Source organism: Herbaspirillum sp. C7C2, from assembly GCF_022627865.1.
Lineage (GTDB): Bacteria > Pseudomonadota > Gammaproteobacteria > Burkholderiales > Burkholderiaceae_D > Herbaspirillum > Herbaspirillum frisingense.
Genome location: NZ_JABXGI010000022.1, coordinates 13,471 through 35,541, shown reverse-complemented (window position 1 = coordinate 35,541; position 22,071 = coordinate 13,471). Strand labels below are relative to the sequence as shown.

Genomic DNA, 22,071 nt, shown 5'->3' with positions numbered 1-22,071 from the left:
CGCCTCCCCCCCCACTTTTTCTTGCCATGCGGGATTTGATATAGGTCAATTTCCCCATCCGTGGCTTTTTTCCATCACTTTGTTGTGCTGTCTGGTCGAATAAGTTTGCCGCATGGAAATTCTTCGGGATTTTCTAGGTAAAATCGAGCCCTGTACCAGCACTGTCCCGCTTACCGGATGATGGGCGCCCAGACGCCCGCGCCGTTTGCACCAGGCACTCCCCAGAAAGGCTTGCACCTTGGGCCAGCCGCCAACGGCGGTCGGCTCAGGCCATCCGGTGGCATCGGCACGCATCCGATGCACGGTGCATTTCTCCTATCGCTCCGAGAGGCTGGTATGCCACACACCAAGGATTTCGTCATCGACGCACAACACGCGTGTCCGCCGCAGGATCGGTGGGGTCGCGAGGGACTGGAGCAGTTCCAGGCCTCGCTGCTGTCCCGCATGGCCGCCTCCAACCACGAAAGTCTGCATACGCGGCGGCTGGCGGTGGCCATGGAGGGCCAGCGCTGCCTGGTGCCGCTGACCCAGGCCGGTGAAATCGTCCCCTTGGTCGGGCATGCCATCACCCCTGTGCCGGCGACACGGCCCTGGTTTCGCGGTCTGCTCAACATTCGCGGCAACCTGATCGGTCTGGCCGACCTGATGGGGTTGGCAGGAGCGCCGTTACAGCGGGTCGGCACAGCCAGTCATGCCTTGTTACTGGCTCCGGGGGTTGCGCCACAGTGCGGCTTGCTGGTATCGGCCGTCCTGGGGCTGAGAGACATATCAGAAATGGTGAGAATCTCGAAAAATGACGATGAAGGAATTCGTATTCTTGGTGCAAACCAACGTTATAAAGACAGCAGCGGCCAACAATGGGACGAGCTGGACCTGGTGCAAATGAGTCAGGACAGCAGTTTCCTGGAGGTAGGGCGGTAGACCGCCCTCCCGAGAAGACCGTGGGCCGGCCACGCCGGCCTTCAATTACCACCGCATCATCACAAGACCCACATAATAGGGGTAGGAACACCGGTCATGGAACCGACCTTGCCGTATCTGTCGAATAAAGCCGCGCCGGTTGCGATCGCGTCCGAAACTGCAAGTCGGGCCGATCCGGGCATCGCCGTCGGCACAGCAGCTGTCGGCCTTCGCCTGCCTTATCTGCACCGCTATACCTTGCGCACGCAGACGCGCATGTTGCTGGGCGTGCTGGCCTTGTCGCTGACAGCCTTATTTCTGTTCATGTGGCTGGGCGCGCGACTGTACGTGCTGGCTACCCTGCAGACCAACCTCGCATCCGACCTGGTGATGCATTCCCAGCGCATCGGCAAAGCCGTACCCAATGCCATCCAGGGTAATCCGCAGGCCTTCATCCAGTTGGCCCAGAGTCGCACCGAGTTCAATCGTGATCTGCTGCTGCTGAGCAGCGGCGGCAGCTTCCAGGGCCAGACCATCGGCCTGCCCGAGGCCCGCATGAAGCCTGCACTGGAAAACGTGGCGCGCATGTGGCGACGTACCGATCAGGCCGCCGATACCATCCTGGGCATGGAAAAGGAGCTCACCGGATTCGGTACCACTCTCAAGAACCTCAACCAGCTGCTTCCGGTGATGCTGGACCTGAGCGAGCAGATCGCCATGCTGCAATCGGAAGGACGGCCTACCACCCGCGAGATGAATGCCGCCAGCCAAGTGGTCATGCTGACGCTGCGCCTGGGTCGCAGTTCCAATGAATTCCTCACCTCCGACGGCGTCAATCCTGAAACCGCCTTCATGCTGGGCAAGGACATCACGGCCTTTGGCGATCTGTTGAAGAGTCTGCTGGAAGGCAGCGAAATGCTGCGCCTGCGACCTGCCACCGACCCCGACCTGCGCGAGAAGCTGCAGGAACTGGCTAGGGTATTTGCCGACTACCAGCCGGAGATCGCCGGCATCCTCGGCAACCTGCAGAATTTCATCGCTGCCAAGCGTTCCGAGCAACTGGTCTTCATCGAGAACGAGACCCTCAAGCGCCACCTCACCGAGCTGCAGGATGCCTACCGCAACGCCTTGAAGGCGAGGTCCTGGACCTTCTGGGCGATCCTGGTGGCGATGATCGCTGCCTTGCTCAGCGCCGTGGGCATCGCCCTGGTACAGCTGCAGAGCAGTCGCAACAATGCCGCCGCCGCCGAGGCCCGGCGCCAGGAAGCCGAGCTGCAGCGCCAGCTGGCCCAGCAGGAGGAAGAAAAGGCCATGCGCGCCAACCACCTGACCCAGGCCGCCATCCTGCGCCTGATGACCGAACTGCAAAAGGTCGCCGACGGCGACCTGACGGTACATACCACCGTCTCCGACGACGTCACCGGAGCTATCGCCGACTCCGTCAACTACACCGTGGAAGCCCTGCGTGGCCTGGTGGAACAGGTCACCCAGATGGCCGCCAAGGTGGCGCTCAGTTCCGAGCAGGTGCGTGGCACCACGACCGAACTGGGCGAGGCCGCCCGCGCCCAGGCGCGTCGTATCCAGCGCATTGCCCATGCCATGCTGGAGATGTCCAGGCAGATCGCCGGCATCTCGCTGTCGGCCGATGAATCGGCCGATGTGGCCCGGCATGCGGTGGTGGTGGCCGAGCGCGGTGCGCGCGCGGTGGAAGACGCGGTCAAGGCCATGGATGGTATCCGCGAGCAGATCAGCGAGACCTCCGACCGCATCGCCCGCCTGGGCGCCTCGTCCCAGATGATCGGTGAAATCACCGATTTGATTTCCGACATCACCGAGCGCACCAATGTGTTGGCGCTGAATGCTGCCATCCAGGCCGCTTCGGCCGGCGAAGCCGGGCGCGGCTTCTCGGTGGTGGCCGAAGAGGTGCAACATCTGGCCGAACGTTCCAGTGCCGCCACGCGCGAGATCGGCTCGCTGGTGCGCATGATCCAGGCCGATACCCGCGACGTGGTGGTGGCCATGGAAAAATCCACCACCGGCGTCACCGAAGGTGCAGTGCTGTCCGACGCTGCCGGTAGCGCCCTGGCCGACATCCGCAGCGTTTCCAAGAAGCTGGCGGACCTGATCCAGGGTATGGCCGCGGCCACCCGGGAGCAGGCGGTCTCGGCCAATGGCGTGGCCCAGCAGATCCAGGGCATCCTGACCGAGAACGATGTCATCGAACAAAGCCGCGAACAGGTTTCCACCCTGTACGAAGAATTGTGGGACGCCGCCCGCAAGCTGGAAAACTCGGTCTCGCGCTTCCGCGTGACCGTCTCCTGAGCGGGGCACGGTCCTCATGCAACTCGATTCCGCATCCGCCGCCGCGCGCTCTGCGACTGAAGATTCCCTGGACCCCGTAGCTGGCCGCATCGACGCCTCGCTGCGCCAGACCCTGCTGCCGCTGCTGACGATCGTCCGACAGCAGGATGGCGTCTGGCGCAGTTGTCTCGGCAAAGGGCATGCCGGTGCCGTGCCGCCCTTGTATCGCCGGACCCTGCTGACCTTGCGCGACTGTTCACGCAGCGTCGGCGCTGTGCATCTGGCCGATATCGCCAGTCAGCTCATCATGCTGCTGGAACAGCACACACCCGATTCGCCATTGAGCCCGCCCAGATTGCTTCAGATCGAACAAGGTCTGGACCAGCTGGCGCGCCTGCTGGAAAGCCCAGGTTCGCCAGCAGTGCTTACTCTTCCGGGCAGCGAAGCGCCCCGACCGATCATGGGCAACGTCATGACGCCGCACGACGTGATCGATCCCGGTCTGCTGCCCGTCTTTCTGGAGGAGGCGCAGGAACTCATGGCCAGCATCGGTGAGACCATGCTGGCGCTACCCCCTGGCTACAGGCATACCCCTGCCGACACGGACCTGCTGGCCGAACTGGCGCGTCCGCTGCATACCCTTAAAGGCAGCGCCCGCATGGTCGGCGCGATGCGGTTGAGCCAGTGCGTGCACGAGATGGAGAGCGCGCTGCAGCGCCTGCAGACCGGCGAGGTAGCCCAGAATGCCGACGTATTGACCGCGCTGCTGGCGCTCTACGACCAGACCATGGAGCACTTCAGCACCCTGGAGCAGGCTGCCGCATCGGTCCCGGCCGCAAGCCGATCTGGCGGCCTGCAGTCCCCTCTGCTGCCCCCCTCGCAGCCGCATTTCCGGGCAGCACCCGTGCTGCGCATCCGTACCACTGTGCTGGACCGCTTGCTCAATCAGGTCGGCGAAGTCTCGATCATGCGCGCCCGGCTGGACAATGAAGTGGCAGCCCTGCAGGACGATGTGCGCATACTGGGTGATCAATTGCGCACCCTGGCCGATCAGGTCAGACAATTGCAGCGGGACACCGGCGCCGCTCCGGTCGCAGCGCACGAGCTGCTGGCTGTGACCCATGCCATGGATACCGTACTGGCGCAGGCATGGCGGCAGCAAAAGCATCTGCACGATGGCGTCGGCCGCGCCTGCGAAGGTCTGCGCCAGCAGGGACGCTATGCCCGCGAACTGCAGCAGGACCTGATGCACGCGCGCATGATCAAATTCAACAGCATGGAGTCGCGTCTGCAGCATCTGGCACGCCAGCTGGCCGCCGAGACCGGCAAGCCGCTGGTGCTGGACCTGTCCGACTGCCGGTTGCAGATCGACCGCGCCATCCTGGAGCGCCTGATGGGCCCGCTGGAGCACCTGCTGCGCAATTGCGCCGTCCACGGCATCGAGGACACCGCTGCCCGCCGCGCGGCCGGCAAGCCGCCTTCCGGTCAACTGCGCGTGCAGGCCGGTCATGAAGGCAACGAAGCCGTCATCCGCGTGAGCGACGACGGGCGTGGCCTGGACCTGGTCGCCATTCGTGGCAAGGCCCGCCAGCGTGGCCTACAGGCTGCCCAGGACGCTAGCGAAGCCGGGCTGGCCGAGCTGATCTTCGAGCCTGGTTTCACCACCTCGACGCAGGTGTCGGCGCTGGCCGGGCGTGGCATCGGCATGGATGTGGCGCGGGCTGAAGTAGCGGCCCTGGGCGGTCGCATGACCGTGCATTCGCGACCCGGGCAGGGCGTGCTGTTTACCCTCTATCTGCCGCTGTCGCTGGCCGTGCAACAGGTCTGCCTGCTGCAGCAGGGCCGGCAGCAGTACGCCATTCCCTCCACCCTGATCGACAGCGTATTGCAACTGCGCAGCGAACAGGCGCGCCAGGCCCTGGAGCAGCGTGTGCTGGAGGTCAATGGACGGCGCCTGGCCTTGTATCCGCTGCATCACCTGCTGCGGGAACAACTGGAGCCGGAGCATGATGCCGACCTTGAAGGCGAGGCCGAGGCCGCCGATCAGGCCGACACCGACTCCGCCTTTGCGCTACTGATCAAGAGCGGTGACGAACTGATGGTGATCATGGCCGATCACGTCAACGGCAATCGTGAGGTGGTCGTCAAACCAGTCGGCCCGCAACTGGCGACCCTGGCCGGCCTGGTGGGCGCCACCGTGCTGGGGGACGGGCAGATCGTCCTGATCCTCAACCCGTTGCTGCTGGCCGGCTCGCGCCATGCCGATAGCAGCGTGGTCACGCCGGGCGTACAATAACGGGCTTTGGGCGGCCTGCCGGCGCGCCCTTGCACTTCGCCCGAGGCCCGTCATCGACTCCACACTCGTTTCCATTCTCCTGGCCACCACCCTGGCCGGCGTGGTCAGCATCACCGCTGCCGCGGTGTTCTCGTTTGCCTTGCTGTCGAAGATGGTGGAGCGTCTGGTCAGCCTGTCGGTGGGCATCATGCTCTCGACCTCGCTGTTGCACGCACTGCCCGAAGCCTTTGAATCCCAGGCCGAACCGCATACCCTCTTCGCGGTGCTGCTGGGTGGCCTGCTGGCCTTCTTCCTGCTGGAAAAGACCGCCATCCTGCGCCACTCGCACCATCACGAGGATGACGGACACGGTCACCACCACGGCCACGACAAGAAGGAAGCCGGCAAGGCCGGCTGGATGATCCTGGTGGGCGACGGCCTGCACAATTTCACCGACGGCATCCTCATCGCCGCCGCTTTCCTGGCCGATCCGCACCTTGGCCTGGTGACCGGGCTGGCCATCATCGCTCATGAGATTCCGCAAGAGATCGGCGACTTCATCGTGCTGCTCAATGCCGGTTTCTCGCGTACCCGCGCCTATGTGTACAACCTCATCTGCAGCCTCATGGCAGTGGCCGGCGGCACGCTGGGCTATTTCATGCTGGAGCGGGGGATGGAGTGGATTCCCTTCGTGCTGGTGTTCGCTTCGTCGGGCTTCATCTACATCGCCGTTTCCGACCTGATGCCGCAGATGCAGCGCCGCGCCACGTTGCGCGAGACCATTCCGCAGGTGATCCTGATTGCCGCCGGGGTACTGATCGTGCTGGCACTGACGCGCCACGCGCACGGTCACTGAGCACATCCGGTGCCTGGCCGTGGTGGAGATGATCCTCGCCATGATCGCCCCGGCTGCGTAGCACCCAGCGCAGGCCGATGCTGCAGACCAGTCCCAGCAGGCCGACGAACAACAGCAGGTCTTCGAGCATGATCCATCCTTTCATGGCAGTGGTGCGCCCGGCTGGCGGCACCTGACTGGGGACGCCTTGCCGGAAACAGAGGATGGCTTCAATGTAGGTGGATGACGCGCACAGCGCCAATATCAAATCAGCCGGCGTGCCATCTCAATTTGATATGGCCGACCGTAGAGGGAGGAGAGGGCAGATGATTTCCATCCGGCAGTTGCGCTACTTCGTCGAGATCGTCGAGGCGCGAGGCTATACCCGGGCTTCCGAGCGCCTGTTCATCGCGCAATCGGCCCTGAGCCGGCAGATCAAGGAACTGGAAGCCGACCTCGACGTGGTCCTGCTCAAGCGCGATGCCAAGGCCTTCGAACTGACCCAGGCCGGCCAGGACTTCTATGCGCGCAGCCGCAGGATACTGCTTGATCTGGATCGCGCCGTGGCCCAGGCCCGCACCATCGGCAAGGGCGAGCATGGCGCGCTGCGCCTGCTGCATTCCAGTTCGGTACCCTTGACCGCGCCCCTGGGGCCCACGCTCAATGATGTGCTGAAGGATTTCCCCGGGATTTCGCTGGAAATTTCCCAGACCCCGTCCGAATACCAGGCCCGCGAGATCGTCGAAGGCAGTGCCGATATCGGACTGGCGCGGCTGCCCATCTTGCGCGCCAATCCCGATCTGGAGAGTACCGTGCTGTACCGCGAGCGCCTGGTGGCAGCGGTGCCGGCCGGACATCGGCTGGCGCAGCGCGCCGAAGTAGAGATTGCAGAATTGCGGGATGAATTCTTCGTCACCGTCCCGCATCGGGACCGAGGGGGACTGAGCTACCTGGTGGCTGAGCGCTGCATCGCGCATGGCTTCTATCCCCGCGTGGCACGGGCGACCTCGCGCAAGAATTCCCTGCTCAGTCTGGTCAATGCCGGCTTCGGCATCGCTGTGGTACCACAGAGTATGGCCAGCATTTCCTTGTCGGCCGGGGTCAGTTTCCCGGCCCTCAAGGATGCCGATTTTCACTCGGAAGTCGCCTTGCTGCGCCGACGCGATGCGCCGGTGATGGTGCAGCAATTCGTGGAGACCTTCATGTCCCGGCTGCAGCAGACGGGACTGGGAGGCTAGTGGGCCTGGCCGGACAGGCCGGACTGGCAGCCCCGGACCCGGCCTGAGCGGCCGGGTGGGAATCAGTTGCCGGTCGCGACCGGTCGCTGAGGATCGGAGCTCCATTCGCTCCACGAGCCCGGATAGAGGCTCGCTCCCGACAGGCCAGCTACCTCCAGCGCCAGCAGGTTGTGGCAGGCGGTGACGCCCGAGCCGCACTGCATGACCGCGGCCTGCGGATCGCCGATCACCGCCAGCCACTCTTCGCGCAATTGCGTCGCGCTCTTGAAGTGGCCATCGGCTTGCAGGTTGTCCTTGAAGAAGCGGTTCTTCGCGCCCGGGATGTGTCCGCCGACGGCGTCCAGCGTTTCGTTCTCGCCACGGAAGCGGTCCGACGCGCGCGCGTCCACCACCTGCAATGACGGATTGCGCAGGTTCTCCAGCAGCGCCTGGGCATCCACCGTCGGCACCAGCGACGACAGGTCCTGAATATTGCCCGCCGCAGCCGGCGGCGGCACTTCGGTGCTGAGGTTCTCACCCAGCGCCTGCCACGCGGCCATGCCGCCATCGAGTACCGCTACGTCGCCGTGACCGATCCAGCGCAGCAGCCACCAGAGGCGTGCGGCGAACATGCCGCCGTGTGCGTCATAGGCCACCACTTGCGTATCGTTGTTGATGCCCAGATCACGCATGGCCTGCACGAACTGCTGGCGATCCGGCAGCGGATGGCGACCATGGAAGCGGCCTGTCGCATCGGTCTTGGGACCGGACAGCAGCTCATCCAGATGCGCGAAGCGGGCCTCCGGGAGGTGACCGGCGGCGTAGGCCTGGCGGCCGAAATCCGGATTGGCGAGGTCATGGCGGCAATCGACGAGCACCAGGTTCAGGTATTGCGCACGCGCCTTCAGGTCGCTGGCGCTGATTAGGGTTTGGTAGGTCATGGCTTTCTCCTTTAATCGTAGGCGGTGGATGTGGCGATGCTTACACCTCGGTCGCGATCGGGTCCACCTTGGGCACGTTCTTGGCGGCGGTCTGGTTCTTGCGCTGGTTGCGATAGGTCGCCAGCATGCCGCTGGCCAGAATGATGACCATGCCGACCCAGCCCATCCAGCCCGGCGAATCGTTCCAGATCAGTACGCCGAACAGGCTGGAAAACACGATGCCCGTGTACTGCAGGTTGGCGGTCACCAGCGTATTGCCGAGGCGGTAGGCACGTGTCATGGCGATCTGCGCCAGCGTGGCCGTCAAGCCTATCATGACCACCAGCAGTACGCCGGTACCGGAATGGCTGTGCCATAGCGGCACACGACCGGTGACCACGCTGCCGACCAGTCCCGCCAGCACGCCCGTGGCAGAGAAGTAGAACACCACGCGGTACTCCGGTTCCCCCAGCAGCCCAAGCTTGCGTACCTGCAGATAGACCAGCGCCGAGAGCACCCCCGAGGCCAGCGAAATGGCGCCGCCCAGCAACTGGTCGGCATTCAGGGAAGGGCGCATCAGCAGCGCCACACCGACGAAGCTCAGCGCGACCGTGCCGGCCAGACCCCATTCGAACTTCTTGTTGCCCTGCCACCAGCCGGCCACGAACAGCATCACCGCGATCCAGATGGAGGACATGTAGTTCAGCGTGGTAGCTGTCGCAATCGGTAACAGGCTGAAGGAATAGAACCACATCCACAGCGAGATCACACCGATGCCGCCACGGATCAGGTGGTCGCGCGGGAAGGGCGTGCGCAGGGTGCCGCCGCGCAGGCGGATCAGGCCGAAGATGAAGATCACCCCGATCAGTCCGCGACAGAGCACGATCTCGGAGGTCGAGTAGTAGTTGCTGGCGAGCTTGACGCACACGCCCATGATGGCAAAGAGGAATGAAGCGACGAGCATCCAGAGCGATTGCATGACGGTGACGGATCAGTAGGAGAAGTGGAGGGGAGTGACTGAAACAGGAACAGGCGCACAACGACGGCCAGCAACAAAAACGGCAGCCCCGGAATGAACCGGGGCTGCCGTTGTGCTGGTGCCGATGACCGTCGTCATGCGAGAGAGGGGGATACTGCTGCAGATGCTGGTGCCTGAGAGCTGGCGACAATGACGGCGCAGACTGCGTCCATCGTGTGCTTGCCGCTTCCCTTGCATCTGCTTTCCCCCTGCGCGGCCTGTGGCCGATGTTATGGTGTGCTGGTACCTTGCGGGACGTCCAGTTGCTGGCGATACCACTCATGGAAGTGCTGCATGCCATCCTCCATGGGCGACTGGTACGGACCGACTTCGCTGGTGCCGCGATCCATGAGTATACGACGACCGGCGTCCATGCGCTGGGCGATCTCGTCATCCTCGACGCAGGTCTCCACGTAGGCGGCCCGTTCGGCTTCCACCAGCTCGCGCTCGAACAGCGCGATTTCTTCCGGATAGTAGAACTCCACCACATTGGTGGTCTTCTGCGGGCCGGTCGGCCAGAGCGTGGACACCACCAGCACGTGCGGATACCACTCCACCATGATGTTGGGGTAGAGCGTGAGCCAGATGGCGCCGAACTTGGGCGGCCTGCCGTTGGAGAATTGCAGCAGCTTTTCCTGCCACTTGGCGTAGGTCGGCGAGCCGGATTTGATCAGGCCGTGGTTCACACCCACGGTCTGGACGCTGTAGTCACGGCCGAATTCCCACTTCAGGTCCGAGCAGCTTACGAAGTTGCCCAGGCCCGGATGGAAGGGCTCGACGTGGTAGTCCTCCAGATAGACCTCGATGAAGGTCTTCCAGTTGTAGTCGCACTCGTGGACTTCGGTGTGGTCGTACAGGTAACCGGAGAAATCGAGGTCGCGGGTCACGCCCAGGTTTCTCAGCTTGTCGGCGATATCGACGCCGTTGGCCTCGAACAGCAGGCCATTCCAGCTCTGCAGCGGCGTCTTGGACAGGTTCATGCACGGCGTCTCGCCAAAATGCGGCGCGCCGATCAGTTCACCCTTCAGGTCATAGGTCCAGCGATGCAGGGGGCAGACGATGTTGTTGGCATGGCCACGGCCATCGAGCATCTTGGCTTGGCGATGGCGGCAGACATTGGATACCAGTTCGATGCCTTGCGCATTGCGCACCAGCATGCGGCCTTCGTTTTCCCAGGGCAGCGTGGAATAGTCACCGGCATTGGGCACCATCAGCTCATGGCCGACGTAACGGGGTCCCTGCTGGAAGAGTTGTTTCAGTTCCCGCTGATAGAGCGGTTCGTCGAAGTAGACGTGGACTGGAAGTTGCGCGTTTGAACGCGCCAATTTGGCAAAAGTAGCAAGATCGGACATTTCCGCCCCCAAATTAATTTGCACCAACCTAAGGAAGAAAATCCGCAAAAACCTATGTTCAAATAATATGAAGAGGAAATTTTGGACAGAACCGAGGATTATGCCACAAAACCCCCATAAGGGGCCGGGTTTTGTGTCCAAAATGCTAGCATTTTGGACGAACTTACGCGACGGCCTCCAAAACCTTCGACAAATCCACGCCCTTGATTGACTTGGTCATCGCCGGTTTGTTCTAAAATACCGGGTTAGTTTTCTGAATGGGTCGATATGCCTAGAACCTCTGCCGCCTCCGGCGCTGCCGCGACCGCCGCCTTGCCGGCCTCCTTCGAACAAGCCATGGAAGAGCTGGAGCAGCTGGTGGCGCGGATGGAAGCCGGCGAACTGCCGTTGGAAGCCTCGGTGGCCGCCTACAAGCGCGGCTCGGAACTGGTCAAGTTCTGCGCGGCCCAACTGGAGAAGGTGGACAGCCAGGTCAAGCTGCTCGAAGGCGACATGCTCAAGCCCTTCCAGGCGACCGACGCGGGCAACGAGGACGATTGATGAATGCACCTATCACCGCCGCTGGCGCGCAGATGTCGCTGGCCTCGATGGCATTCGCGGACTGGATGAACCAGGTCCAGGCCGGCATGGAACACGTGCTGGACCGTTTCCTGGCGCCGACCACGGTGGTGCCGGCGCGCCTGCACGAGGCCATGCGCTACACCGCCATGGATGGCGGCAAGCGCGTGCGGCCACTGCTGGTCTATGCCGCCGGTGATGTGTTCGATACGCCGCCAGCCCTGCTGGACCGGGCTGCGGCAGCAGTAGAGATGATTCACGTCTATTCGCTGGTGCATGACGACATGCCCTGCATGGATGACGACGCGCTGCGCCGTGGCAAGCCTACCGTGCATGTGAAATACGACGAAGCCACCGCGCTGCTGGTCGGCGACGCGTTGCAGGCGCAGGCCTTCGAAACCTTGTCGGCACCGCTGGAAGCTGAGTTGAAGACCGACGCCGACCTGCCGGCACGCCAGTTGCGCATGCTCAACCTGCTGGCCCAGGCTTCGGGCTCGGTGGGCATGTGTGGCGGCCAGGCCATCGACCTGGCCAGCGTGGGCATGACCCTGTCGCTGGCCGAGCTGGAACAGATGCACCGCCTCAAGACCGGTGCCCTCTTGCGTGCGGCGGTGATGCTGGGTGCGCTGGGTGGCAAGGCGCTGACCCGGGACGAAAGCGCGGCGCTGGATGACTATGCGCGCGCCATCGGCCTGGCCTTCCAGGTGGTGGACGACATCCTCGACGCCACCGCCGATTCGGCCACGCTGGGCAAGACCGCCGGCAAGGACGCCGCCGACAACAAGCCGACCTATGTGTCCATCCTGGGCCTGGCCGAGTCGCAGGCGCTGGCCGAAAGACTGCGCGGCGATGCCCACCAGGCGCTCGCCCCGTTCGGCGACAAGGCACGGCGCCTGCGCGAGCTGGCGGACCTGATCGTACACAGAAAGACCTGAGAGACGTAATCCAAGGCATGAAGACGGACCACGCGGCAACCTGCCAGGCGCGGCCTTCAGACCCCAACACGGTAACAACAGATGCTCCTGAACACCATTAACGACCCGGCTGACCTGCGCCGCCTGTCCCGTCACCAATTGAAGCCGCTGGCTGAAGAGTTGCGCGGCTTCCTGCTGGATTCGGTGTCCAAGACCGGCGGCCACCTGTCGTCCAACCTGGGTACGGTCGAGCTGACCATCGCGCTGCATTACGTCTTCAACACCCCGCAAGACCGCATCGTCTGGGACGTCGGCCACCAGACCTATCCGCACAAGATCCTCACCGGTCGTCGCGAACGCATGGGCAGCCTGCGCCAGCAGGAAGGTATTTCCGGCTTCCCGCGCCGCATCGAGAGCGAATACGACACCTTCGGCACCGCGCACTCCTCGACCTCCATTTCGGCCGCACTGGGCATGGCCCTGGCGGCCAAGACCCAGGGCTCGGACCGGCACGCCATTGCCGTCATCGGCGACGGCGCCATGACTGCCGGCATGGCCTTCGAAGCGCTCAACAATGCTGGCGTGCATGAAGACATCAACCTGCTGGTGATCCTCAACGACAACGACATGTCGATCTCGCCCCCGGTGGGCGCGCTGAACCGCTACCTGGCGCGCCTGATGTCCGGCAAGTTCTACGCCAAGGCCCGCGACGTGGGCAAGTCGGTGCTGCCCGGCCCGGTGCTGGAACTGGCCAAGCGCCTGGAAGAGCATGCCAAGGGCATGGTGGTGCCGGCGACCATGTTCGAGGAATTCGGCTTCAACTACATTGGCCCCATCGATGGTCACGACCTCGATTCGCTGGTCCCCACCCTGCAGAACCTGAAGCACCTCAAGGGGCCGCAGTTCCTGCATGTGGTCACCAGGAAGGGCCAGGGCTACAAGCTGGCCGAGGCCGACCCGGTGCTCTACCACGGCCCCGGCAAGTTCAACCCCAGCGAAGGCATCAAGCCCAGCGCCGGCGGCAAGTTGACCTATACCCAGGTGTTCGGCGAATGGCTGTGCGACATGGGCGCAGCCGACGACAAGCTGGTCGGCATCACCCCGGCTATGCGTGAAGGCTCGGGCATGGTCGCTTTCGAAAAGAAATTCCCGGAACGCTACTACGACGTCGGCATCGCCGAGCAGCACGCCGTCACCTTCGCCGCTGGCATGGCTTGCGAGGGGATGAAGCCGGTGGTGGCGATCTACTCGACCTTCCTGCAGCGTGCCTACGACCAGTTGATCCACGACGTCGCGCTGCAGAACCTGGACGTCACCTTCGCCCTGGACCGTGCCGGCCTGGTCGGTGCCGACGGCGCCACGCATGCAGGCAACTACGACCTGGCGTTCCTGCGCTGTATTCCGAACATGGTGGTCATGGCCGCGGCAGACGAAGACGAATGCCGCAAGATGCTCTCCACCGCCTACCAGTACCCTGGCCCGGCCGCGGTGCGTTACCCGCGTGGTGCCGGCGTCGGCGCCAGCGTACAGAAGACACTGGACACCCTGCCGCTGGGCAAGGGCGAAATCCGCCGCCACGGCAAGGACATCGCCATCCTCGCCTTCGGCAGCCTGCTGGCCCCGGCCCTCGGTGCCGGCGACAAGCTCAATGCCACGGTCGCCAACATGCGCTTCATCAAGCCGCTGGACGTGGAACTGGTCCGGCAACTGGCCGAGAGCCATGACGCCCTGGTCACGGTGGAAGAGGGCTGCATCATGGGTGGCGCTGGTGCCGCCGTCTCGGAAGCGTTGGCCGCAGCCGGCATCAGCAAGCCCATCCTGCACCTGGGCCTGCCGGACCGCTTCATCGACCACGGCGATGCGGGCCAATTGCTGGCGCAATGCGGGCTGGATGCGGACGGCATCGTACAGTCCATCGTGCAACGTTTCGGCAAGGACCAGCCTAAGCTGGTGGTCAACAACGGCTGATTTCACCTTCCCGAAACCGGGGGGGCAGATAAAACGCCTCGCTGGAATTCTCCAGCGAGGCGTTTCGTTTCCTGCTTCTGTTAGTGGGGCAAACTAACGCTCCCGCCCCTTCTGCCACAACACATCCTGGCCGCCGGCCTCGCGGTTGAGCACCCGGGCCAGCACGAAACACAGGTCGGACAGCCGGTTCAGATATTGCCGGGCCGGCGCATTCACGCCCGACTCGGCCTTCTCCAGCAAGACCACGCTGCGCTCGGCGCGCCGGCATACCGTGCGGCAGACATGCGCCAGCGCGGCGGTACGCGAGCCACCGGGCAGGATGAATTCCTTCAGCGGCGGCAGCGTGGCGTTGTATTTCTCCAGCAGGGCGTCCAGCCGCGCCAGGTGGGCCTCGGCCAGCACCGTGTAACCGGGGATGCAGAGTTCGCCGCCCAGGTCGAACAGGTCGTGCTGGATCGAGACCAGTTCCTCCCGCAAGGCGTCCGGCAGGGCCTCGCACAACAGCAGGCCCAGCTGCGAATTGAGTTCATCCACATCGCCCAGCGCCTGGATGCGCAGGCTGTCCTTGCCCACGCGGCTGCCATCGCCGAGGCCGGTGCTGCCGTCATCTCCGGTGCGGGTGGCGATCTTGCTAAGTCGGTTGCCCATCGTTGCTCCTTGATAATGCGCGCCAGCTTAAGCGCAAGCCCGATGCAAGGCAAGCGTCCCGCCGGATGCGAGAGGACGCGCCAGCGACGCAAGAATCACGTAAATAATTCACTTGATTTGCCAGCCTTGCCGCGACGGCATGGGAGATTTGCCCGATCTCCCGCCCGCAAGAGAGTAAAATTCATCGATTGGATCAGTGGTCAGTCCACTGCAGCGGCCGGGGTGGCTACTGCAACGGCCCTGCATCCTCCCCCCAACAAGACCTAGAACAACGACCGAGACACAAGACTCCAGAGAGAAACCGAGAAATCGCATGAACCATCTAGTTGACGCCCGCAAACTGAAACGCCCCGTGCCGCAGGCCTTGCTCGACGAGCTCAAGACCCTCTTCGGTGAGCGTTGCTCCACCACCCTGGCCATGCGCGAGCACCACGGCCGTGACGAATCCTCCTACGATCCCATGCTGCCCGACGCTGTCGTGTTCGCCCACAGCACCGAGGAAGTCGCCGCCTTCGTGAAGCTCTGCAGCCAGTACGACACCCCCATCATCCCCTACGGCGCCGGTACCTCGCTGGAAGGCCACGTACTGGCCCTGCAGGGCGGTGTGACGGTGGACCTGTCGCAGATGAACCGGGTGCTGGCCGTCAATGGCGAAGACCTGACCGCCACCGTTCAGGCCGGCGTCACCCGCAAGCAACTGAACCTGGAGATCAAGGATACGGGCCTGTTCTTCCCCATCGACCCGGGCGCCGACGCCTCGCTGGGCGGGATGGCCTCGACCCGTGCCTCCGGCACCAATGCCGTGCGCTACGGCACCATGAAGGAAAACACCCTGACCCTGACCGTGGTCACGGCCCAGGGCGAGATCATCAAGACCGGCACCCGTGCCAAGAAATCCTCGGCCGGCTACGATCTGACCCGCGTCTATGTCGGCAGCGAAGGCACGCTGGGCATCATCACCGAAGTCACCGTGCGCCTCTATCCGCAGCCCGAGGCCATTTCTGCCGCCATCTGCTCCTTCCCCAGCGTGGCCGATGCGGTCAATACGGTGATCCAGACCATCCAGATGGGCGTGCCGCTGGCGCGCGTGGAGTTGCTCGATGAAAACGGCGTGCGCGCCATCAATGCCCACGACAAGCTGACCCTGCCGGTCAATCCGCTGCTGCTGTTCGAATTCCACGGCAGCGAAAATGGCGTCAAGGAACAGGCCGAGCTGGTACAGGACATCGCCAACGAAAATCACGCCCTGGGCTTCGAATGGGCCACCCGCCCGGAAGATCGCACCCGCCTGTGGACCGCCCGTCACAACGCCTATTTCGCGCTGCTGCAACTGCGCCCGGGTGCGCGCGCCATCTCCACCGACTGCTGCGTGCCGATCTCGCGCCTGGCCGAATGCGTGCTGGCCACCAAGGCCGACTGCGAAGAGCAGGGGCTGATCCACGCCATCATCGGTCACGTCGGCGACGGCAATTTCCACGTGCAGATGATGGTGGACCCCAATGACCCGGCCGACATCGCCCGCGCCGAAGGCGTCAATGAACGCATGGTCGCGCGCGCCCTGTCCATGGACGGCACCTGCACCGGCGAGCATGGGGTGGGCCTGCACAAGATGGACTTCCTGATCCAGGAGCACGGCGACGGCGCCATCGCCGTCATGCGCGCCATCAAGCACGCGCTGGACCCGAAGAACATCATGAACCCGGGCAAGATCCTGCGCTGGGAACAGTAAACCTTGGATCAAGTATCTTGCTTGCCGTTGGCTTCATCGGCCGGCCGTTCGGACTGAGTAGCGGCATTGCCGCGTATCGAAGGAGCGCCGTCAGTACGTCTTCGATACGGCCCAGAGGGCCTGCTCAGTGCGAACGGTAGTTTTTTGATGTTGACGACAGTAGCGCAGTTTTGTCAGCGCTGATTTGTTGGTTTTCAGCAGTTTGTTAGTTGAACAAAGAGCAGGGCGTTTTTGTATGCCCTTCGCTAAAGCAGCAGGAATCCATCACCCATGGCCACCCGCCTACCGCCCGTCCATGCCTTGTCCGCCTTCGAAGCGGCAGCCCGTCACAACTCCTTCGCCATCGCGGCCGAGGAGCTTTGCATCACGCCATCGGCACTGTCGCACCGCATCCGCCTGCTGGAAGAATTCGTCGGCGAGCGCCTGTTCTATCGCGATGGCCGCTCCATCGGGCTCTCCGAATTCGGTCGCCGCTATCTCGACGTGGTGCGCTCGGCACTGCGCACGCTGACCGATTTCCCCATGCCGCATCGCAATGCCGCCGTGCAACCCAAGATCAAGGTGATGCTGCCGCCGACCTTCGCGCGCCACCTGCTCATGCCGCGCATCGCCGACTTCACCCAGCGCCATCCCGAGATCGTGGTGGAGCTGTATCTCTCGGTGCCGCTGTACGACCTGTCGCTGTCGGAAAGCGATGTCGAGATCCGCTTCGGTGCCGGCAACTACCCCAACATCATCACCGAAAAGCTGTTCGAGGAACCGGCCTTCGCCGTGGCCAGCCCCGGCTACCTGAAGACCCTGCCGCCAATGAAGTCGCCGGCCGACCTGCAGCATGCGACCCTGCTGCGCTCGGCGCTGGAGCCCTGGCAGCCTTGGTTCGAGGCCGCCGGTCTCAAGGACTGGGTGGAACCTTCCGCCGGCCTGCGTGTGGACGACCTCGGCCTGCTGCTCGAAGCGGTGCGCCATGGCTACGGCGTCGGCCTGACCCGCCAGCATTTCGCCGAAGAACTGCTGGCGCGGGGCGAGATCGTCGAATTGTTCGACGTACGCCTGCGCACCCCGCCGCATGCCTACTACGTGGTCTACGAGCGCGCCGTGCGCGAACGGCCCGAAGTGGATACCTTCATCAGCTGGATGCAAAACGCCTTCCGCAATATCTGAGCCCACGCCAGCACTGTCACGCTGGCCGCCCTGAAAATAATTCACGGCGGCCGGAAATTCTTTTCAGTGGCCCAACGGGCAACATCGCCCCGTGCGGCGCGGCAAAATTCGTTACACTTGTCGGACTGAAAAAGCCCGCCCCATGCGGGCTGACAACAAACGAGACAGCGTGCGCCGTGCCGCCGGACGCAAAGAGGGACGTCCACACCCACACGCCTGCCTAGCCCAACGCCGAGGTCCAGCATGAATGCTCCCGTCCAACCGTCCTTCGCGCCGGCGCGCCAGCGCGAAGTCGTCGATGCCCTGCGCCGGGTCCTGCCCACCCATTGCGTGCTGTTCGACGAGGAAGACACCCGCCCCTACGAATGCGACGGCCTGGCCGCTTACCGCCAGCTGCCGATGGTAGTGGTATTGCCCGAGACCGAGGCCCAGGTGGTAGCCATCATGCAGACCTGCCACGCGCTGCAGGTGCAGATCGTCCCGCGTGGCGCCGGCACCGGCCTGTCGGGCGGGGCCATGCCGATTGCCGACGGGGTCGTGGTCTCCACCGCCAAGTTCAACAAGATCATCAAGCTGGACAAGTATTCGCGCACCGCCGTGGTCCAACCGGGCGTGCGCAACCTGGCCATCTCGGAAGCGGCTGCACCGCATGGTCTCTATTACGCGCCGGACCCGTCCTCGCAGATCGCCTGCACCATCGGCGGCAACGTGGCCGAGAATTCCGGCGGCGTGCACTGCCTCAAATATGGCCTCACGGTACACAACGTTCTGCGCGTGCGCATGGTCACCATCGAGGGCGACGTGGTGGAACTGGGCAGTGGCGCGCTGGACGCCCCGGGCCTGGATCTGCTGGCGGTGTTCATCGGTTCCGAAGGCATGCTGGGCGTGGTCACGGAGGTAACCGTCAAGCTCGTGCCCAAGCCGCAGGCCGCGCGTGTGATCATGGCGTCCTTCGATGACGTGGTGAAGGGCGGCAATGCAGTCGCCAACGTGATTGCCGCCGGCATCATCCCGGCCGGCCTGGAGATGATGGACAAGACCAGCTCGCGCATGGTGGAACCCTTCGTCAAGGCCGGTTACGACATCGACGCCGAAGCCATCCTCCTGTGCGAGTCCGATGGCACCGTGGAAGAGGTGGAAGAAGAGATCGGCCGCATGACCGCCGTGCTCAATGCCAGCGGTGCTACCGCCATCGCCTGCTCGGCCTCGGAAGCGGAACGCCTGCGCTTCTGGTCCGGTCGCAAGAACGCCTTTCCGGCCGCCGGCCGCATCTCGCCCGACTACTACTGCATGGATGGCACCATCCCGCGCAAGAAACTGGCGCAGGTGCTGCTGGGCATCGCCGAGATGGAAAAGAAGTACGGCCTGCGCTGTGCCAACGTGTTCCACGCGGGCGACGGCAATCTGCATCCGCTGATCCTGTTCGATGCCAACCTGGCCGATGAATTCGACCGCGCCGAACTGTTCGGTGCCGAGATCCTGGAGCTGTGCGTGGAAGTCGGTGGCACCATCACCGGCGAACACGGCGTGGGCATCGAGAAGATCAACTCCATGTGCGTGCAGTTCTCGCCCGCCGAGCGCGAGGCCTTCTTCAAGTTGAAGCGCGCCTTCGACACCGCCTTCCTGCTCAATCCGGACAAGGCCATTCCCACCCTGCATCGTTGTGCCGAGTACGGCAAGATGCATGTGCAGCGCGGCCAGCTGCGCTTCCCCGACCTGCCGAGATTCTGATCATGCAAGAGCACGCCCAACCCGACTTCGATGCCGTGCTGGCATCCTTCCGTGAACGCATCCTCTCCGGCCGCGCCTTGCAGATTCGCGGCGGCGGCACCAAGGACTGGTATGGGCAGGTGCCAAGCGGCGACCTGCTCGATACCCGGCCCTACAGCGGCATCATCGATTACGAACCGACCGAACTGGTCATCACCGCACGCTGCGGCACGCCGCTCTCCGAGATCGATGCCGCCCTGGCCGAGCACAACCAGATGCTGGCCTGGGAGCCACCGCGATTCGGCGGCGCGGCCACCGTCGGCGGCATGGTGGCCGCCGGACTTTCCGGGCCCTCGCGCGCAGCCGCTGGTGCCGTGCGCGATTTCGTGCTGGGTGCGGTGTTGATGGACGCCCAGGGTGAGCAACTGCATTTCGGTGGCCAGGTCATGAAGAACGTCGCCGGCTATGACATCTCGCGCCTGCTGGCGGGCTCGCTGGGCACGCTGGGCCTGATCCTGCAGGTCTCGCTGAAGGTCTTGCCGCGCCCCTTCGCCAGCAGCACCCGGGTGTTCGAGATCAACCAGGAAGGCGCGCTGCGCCTGTTGAACCAGAGCGCCGGCCAACCGCTGCCGCTGGTGGCCAGCGCCTGGGTCGGCAATGTGCTGACCCTGCGTCTGGCGGGTGCGCAGGCTGCGGTGGATTCAGCGATCAAGAAGCTGGGTGGCACCGAATTGAGCAATCCGCACGATTACTGGACCGACCTGCGCGAGCAGACCCATCCCTTCTTCGCCCAGCCCGAAGCACCGCTGTGGCGCCTGTCGGTGCCGTCGGTGGCACCACCGATCGACCTGCCGGGTAACCAGCTGATCGAGTGGGGCGGGGCGCAGCGCTGGTTGCGCCCGCAGGGCAATGTGGATGCGGTCGCCATTCGCGCCGCCGCCCTGGCGGTGGGCGGGCATGCCAGCCTGCATCGCGGGGGCGACAAGGCCATCGGTGTATTCCATCCGCTGCAACCGGCGGTGGAAAAGATCCATCGCAAGCTCAAGCAGCAATTCGACCCACGCGGCATCTTCAATCCCGGCCGCCTGTACGCCAGCCTGTAAGCGAACTACTTAGCCAGCGACCCTCCATGCAGACCAACTTAGCCGATTTCATCCGCAACACCCAGGCCGGCGAGGAAGCCGACAGCATCCTGCGTTCCTGCGTGCATTGCGGTTTCTGTACCGCCACCTGTCCCACCTATCAATTGCTGGGCGATGAACTGGACGGCCCGCGTGGTCGCATCTATCTCATCAAGCAGGTGCTGGAAGGCAAGCCCGCCACTGCCGCCACGCAGTCGCACCTGGACCGCTGCCTGACCTGCCGCAACTGCGAATCCACCTGTCCGTCCGGCGTGCAGTATGGTCGCCTGGTCGATATCGGGCGCAAGGTGGTGGAGCAGCAGGTGCCACGCCCTCTGTCACAGCGCGTGATGCGCACCGCCTTGAAGGAGCTGGTGCCGCGCAAGTGGATTTTCCGTCCCGCCATGAAAGCAGGCCAGCTGGTGCGCCCGCTGTTGCCCAAGCTGCTGCAGAACAAGGTGCCGCTGCCGCAGGATGCCGGCATCTGGCCCACGCGCACCCATGCGCGCCAGATGCTCTACCTGGAAGGCTGCGTGCAGCCCTCGATGTCGCCCAACATCAACAGCGCCACCGCCCGCGTGCTCGATGCCCTCGGCGTGCAGTTGTTCGCGCCTCCCAAAGCCGGCTGCTGCGGCGCCATCCGCTATCACATGAATGATCAGGACGGCGGCCTGGACGACATGCGTCGCAACATCGACGCCTGGTGGCCCTACATCGAAGGCCGGGATGGCATCCGGGCCGATACCATCGTCATGAATGCCTCCGGTTGCGGCGTCACCGTCAAGGAATACGGCCATCTGCTGCAGCACGATCCGGTCTATGCCGAAAAGGCGCGCCGCATCTCGCACATGACCCGCGACATCAGCGAAATCCTGCCCGAATTCGAAGACCAGTTGACGCATCGGCTCAAGGACTTCAACGGCAAGCGCGTGGCCTACCACCCGCCCTGCACCCTGCAGCATGGCCAGAAGATACGCGGCAAGGTCGAGGCCATCCTGCGCGCGGCCGGGGTGGATGTGCAGTTGTGCGCCGACAGCCATCTCTGCTGCGGGTCGGCCGGCACCTATTCGATCCTGCAACCGGAGCTCTCCTACCGCCTGCGCGATGACAAGATCGGCAAGCTCCAGGCCACCGATCCCGACATGATCGTCACTGGCAATATCGGCTGCGTCACCCATCTGCAATCCGGCACCGAGACTCCGGTACGGCACTGGATCGAATTGCTGGACGCCGCGCTGGTGGCGGTTTCCTGACGATTTACTGACGGCTTGCTGAGGCATCGCCGGCCGCCCCCGGATGCCCTTCGAGTTGCTCTAGAAACAACCCAAGCCCCGCTCTGCGGGGCTTTTTTGTGGCCATTTTGATCATGACCAAGGCAATTTGACCCCATTTATCCAAACCGGCTTGACGGCAGGGGGCATAAGTCAATAAGCTTCGTCCTTTT

The 22,071-nt window shown here is 63.9% G+C and carries 17 protein-coding genes; 13 read left to right on the top strand and 4 right to left on the bottom strand.

What is annotated here, in order from left to right; all coding sequences use genetic code 11:
- Nucleotides 1-336: 336 nt before the first annotated feature.
- The 5 genes from HWE04_RS20715 (at nt 337) to HWE04_RS20695 (ending at nt 7,549) form a co-directional block, all read left to right on the top strand.
- Complete coding sequence (locus HWE04_RS20715; protein ID WP_077234809.1) at nt 337-921, top strand: chemotaxis protein CheW; 585 nt, start codon at nt 337-339, stop codon at nt 919-921.
- A gap of 96 nt (nt 922-1,017) precedes the next feature.
- Nucleotides 1,018-3,222, top strand: a complete 2,205-nt coding sequence (locus HWE04_RS20710) for a methyl-accepting chemotaxis protein (protein ID WP_241813584.1) — start codon at nt 1,018-1,020, stop codon at nt 3,220-3,222.
- Nucleotides 3,223-3,238: 16 nt separating this feature from the next.
- Nucleotides 3,239-5,497 carry a chemotaxis protein CheA gene (locus tag HWE04_RS20705; protein ID WP_241813583.1) on the top strand — a complete coding sequence of 753 codons (2,259 nt, stop codon included), beginning with the start codon at nt 3,239-3,241 and terminating at the stop codon, nt 5,495-5,497.
- Nucleotides 5,460-6,332 (top strand): ZIP family metal transporter, encoded by an 873-nt coding sequence (locus HWE04_RS20700; protein WP_446719244.1) that lies wholly within the window; start codon nt 5,460-5,462, stop codon nt 6,330-6,332. Before HWE04_RS20705 ends, HWE04_RS20700 begins: the two co-directional genes overlap by 38 nt.
- A gap of 305 nt (nt 6,333-6,637) precedes the next feature.
- Nucleotides 6,638-7,549, top strand: coding sequence for a LysR family transcriptional regulator (locus HWE04_RS20695; protein ID WP_006461980.1), 912 nt, complete (start codon nt 6,638-6,640; stop codon nt 7,547-7,549).
- 62 nt (nt 7,550-7,611) lie between these two features.
- On the opposite strand, the gene HWE04_RS20690 is transcribed toward HWE04_RS20695, so the two are convergent.
- The 3 genes from HWE04_RS20690 to HWE04_RS20680 form a co-directional block, all read right to left on the bottom strand.
- Complete coding sequence (locus HWE04_RS20690; protein WP_241813582.1) at nt 7,612-8,469, bottom strand: sulfurtransferase; 858 nt, start codon at nt 8,467-8,469, stop codon at nt 7,612-7,614.
- Nucleotides 8,470-8,509: 40 nt separating this feature from the next.
- Nucleotides 8,510-9,427, bottom strand: coding sequence for a DMT family transporter (locus HWE04_RS20685; RefSeq protein WP_241813581.1), 918 nt, complete (start codon nt 9,425-9,427; stop codon nt 8,510-8,512).
- Between the two features lie 269 nt (nt 9,428-9,696).
- Nucleotides 9,697-10,818, bottom strand: coding sequence for an aromatic ring-hydroxylating oxygenase subunit alpha (locus tag HWE04_RS20680; protein ID WP_241813580.1), 1,122 nt, complete (start codon nt 10,816-10,818; stop codon nt 9,697-9,699).
- Nucleotides 10,819-11,085: 267 nt separating this feature from the next.
- On the opposite strand from HWE04_RS20680, the gene HWE04_RS20675 reads away from it, so the two are divergent.
- From HWE04_RS20675 to dxs, 3 genes are all read left to right on the top strand, one after another.
- Nucleotides 11,086-11,358 carry an exodeoxyribonuclease VII small subunit gene (locus tag HWE04_RS20675; protein WP_077234781.1) on the top strand — a complete coding sequence of 91 codons (273 nt, stop codon included), beginning with the start codon at nt 11,086-11,088 and terminating at the stop codon, nt 11,356-11,358.
- On the top strand, nt 11,358-12,311 hold the full coding sequence (locus tag HWE04_RS20670; RefSeq protein WP_241813579.1) for a polyprenyl synthetase family protein: 954 nt from the start codon (nt 11,358-11,360) through the stop codon (nt 12,309-12,311). Before HWE04_RS20675 ends, HWE04_RS20670 begins: the two co-directional genes overlap by 1 nt.
- 81 nt (nt 12,312-12,392) lie before the next feature.
- Complete coding sequence (dxs, locus tag HWE04_RS20665; protein WP_241813578.1) at nt 12,393-14,258, top strand: 1-deoxy-D-xylulose-5-phosphate synthase; 1,866 nt, start codon at nt 12,393-12,395, stop codon at nt 14,256-14,258.
- A gap of 93 nt (nt 14,259-14,351) precedes the next feature.
- On the opposite strand, the gene HWE04_RS20660 is transcribed toward dxs, so the two are convergent.
- On the bottom strand, nt 14,352-14,906 hold the full coding sequence (locus HWE04_RS20660) for a cob(I)yrinic acid a,c-diamide adenosyltransferase (protein ID WP_241813577.1): 555 nt from the start codon (nt 14,904-14,906) through the stop codon (nt 14,352-14,354).
- Nucleotides 14,907-15,219: 313 nt separating this feature from the next.
- On the opposite strand from HWE04_RS20660, the gene HWE04_RS20655 reads away from it, so the two are divergent.
- From HWE04_RS20655 to glcF, 5 genes are all read left to right on the top strand, one after another.
- On the top strand, nt 15,220-16,635 hold the full coding sequence (locus HWE04_RS20655; protein ID WP_182992961.1) for an FAD-binding oxidoreductase: 1,416 nt from the start codon (nt 15,220-15,222) through the stop codon (nt 16,633-16,635).
- Between the two features lie 270 nt (nt 16,636-16,905).
- Complete coding sequence (locus HWE04_RS20650) at nt 16,906-17,796, top strand: LysR substrate-binding domain-containing protein (RefSeq protein ID WP_006461989.1); 891 nt, start codon at nt 16,906-16,908, stop codon at nt 17,794-17,796.
- A gap of 243 nt (nt 17,797-18,039) precedes the next feature.
- Nucleotides 18,040-19,527, top strand: coding sequence for an FAD-linked oxidase C-terminal domain-containing protein (locus tag HWE04_RS20645; RefSeq protein ID WP_241813576.1), 1,488 nt, complete (start codon nt 18,040-18,042; stop codon nt 19,525-19,527).
- A 2-nt stretch (nt 19,528-19,529) separates the two neighbouring features.
- The gene (gene glcE, locus HWE04_RS20640) at nt 19,530-20,609 is read left to right on the top strand and encodes a glycolate oxidase subunit GlcE (protein WP_241813575.1); all 1,080 of its coding nucleotides are present in this window, start codon (nt 19,530-19,532) and stop codon (nt 20,607-20,609) included.
- A 26-nt stretch (nt 20,610-20,635) separates the two neighbouring features.
- Complete coding sequence (gene glcF / locus HWE04_RS20635; protein WP_241813574.1) at nt 20,636-21,880, top strand: glycolate oxidase subunit GlcF; 1,245 nt, start codon at nt 20,636-20,638, stop codon at nt 21,878-21,880.
- Nucleotides 21,881-22,071: the final 191 nt, after the last annotated feature.

Coding starts and splice junctions, on each gene's coding strand:
- HWE04_RS20715 (WP_077234809.1), top strand. CDS start 337: ATGCCACACACCAAGGATTTCGTCATCGACGCACAACACGCGTGTCCG.
- HWE04_RS20710 (WP_241813584.1), top strand. CDS start 1,018: ATGGAACCGACCTTGCCGTATCTGTCGAATAAAGCCGCGCCGGTTGCG.
- HWE04_RS20705 (WP_241813583.1), top strand. CDS start 3,239: ATGCAACTCGATTCCGCATCCGCCGCCGCGCGCTCTGCGACTGAAGAT.
- HWE04_RS20700 (WP_446719244.1), top strand. CDS start 5,460: ATGCCGATAGCAGCGTGGTCACGCCGGGCGTACAATAACGGGCTTTGG.
- HWE04_RS20695 (WP_006461980.1), top strand. CDS start 6,638: ATGATTTCCATCCGGCAGTTGCGCTACTTCGTCGAGATCGTCGAGGCG.
- HWE04_RS20690 (WP_241813582.1), bottom strand. CDS start 8,469: ATGACCTACCAAACCCTAATCAGCGCCAGCGACCTGAAGGCGCGTGCG.
- HWE04_RS20685 (WP_241813581.1), bottom strand. CDS start 9,427: ATGCAATCGCTCTGGATGCTCGTCGCTTCATTCCTCTTTGCCATCATG.
- HWE04_RS20680 (WP_241813580.1), bottom strand. CDS start 10,818: ATGTCCGATCTTGCTACTTTTGCCAAATTGGCGCGTTCAAACGCGCAA.
- HWE04_RS20675 (WP_077234781.1), top strand. CDS start 11,086: ATGCCTAGAACCTCTGCCGCCTCCGGCGCTGCCGCGACCGCCGCCTTG.
- HWE04_RS20670 (WP_241813579.1), top strand. CDS start 11,358: ATGAATGCACCTATCACCGCCGCTGGCGCGCAGATGTCGCTGGCCTCG.
- dxs (WP_241813578.1), top strand. CDS start 12,393: ATGCTCCTGAACACCATTAACGACCCGGCTGACCTGCGCCGCCTGTCC.
- HWE04_RS20660 (WP_241813577.1), bottom strand. CDS start 14,906: ATGGGCAACCGACTTAGCAAGATCGCCACCCGCACCGGAGATGACGGC.
- HWE04_RS20655 (WP_182992961.1), top strand. CDS start 15,220: ATGAACCATCTAGTTGACGCCCGCAAACTGAAACGCCCCGTGCCGCAG.
- HWE04_RS20650 (WP_006461989.1), top strand. CDS start 16,906: ATGGCCACCCGCCTACCGCCCGTCCATGCCTTGTCCGCCTTCGAAGCG.
- HWE04_RS20645 (WP_241813576.1), top strand. CDS start 18,040: ATGAATGCTCCCGTCCAACCGTCCTTCGCGCCGGCGCGCCAGCGCGAA.
- glcE (WP_241813575.1), top strand. CDS start 19,530: ATGCAAGAGCACGCCCAACCCGACTTCGATGCCGTGCTGGCATCCTTC.
- glcF (WP_241813574.1), top strand. CDS start 20,636: ATGCAGACCAACTTAGCCGATTTCATCCGCAACACCCAGGCCGGCGAG.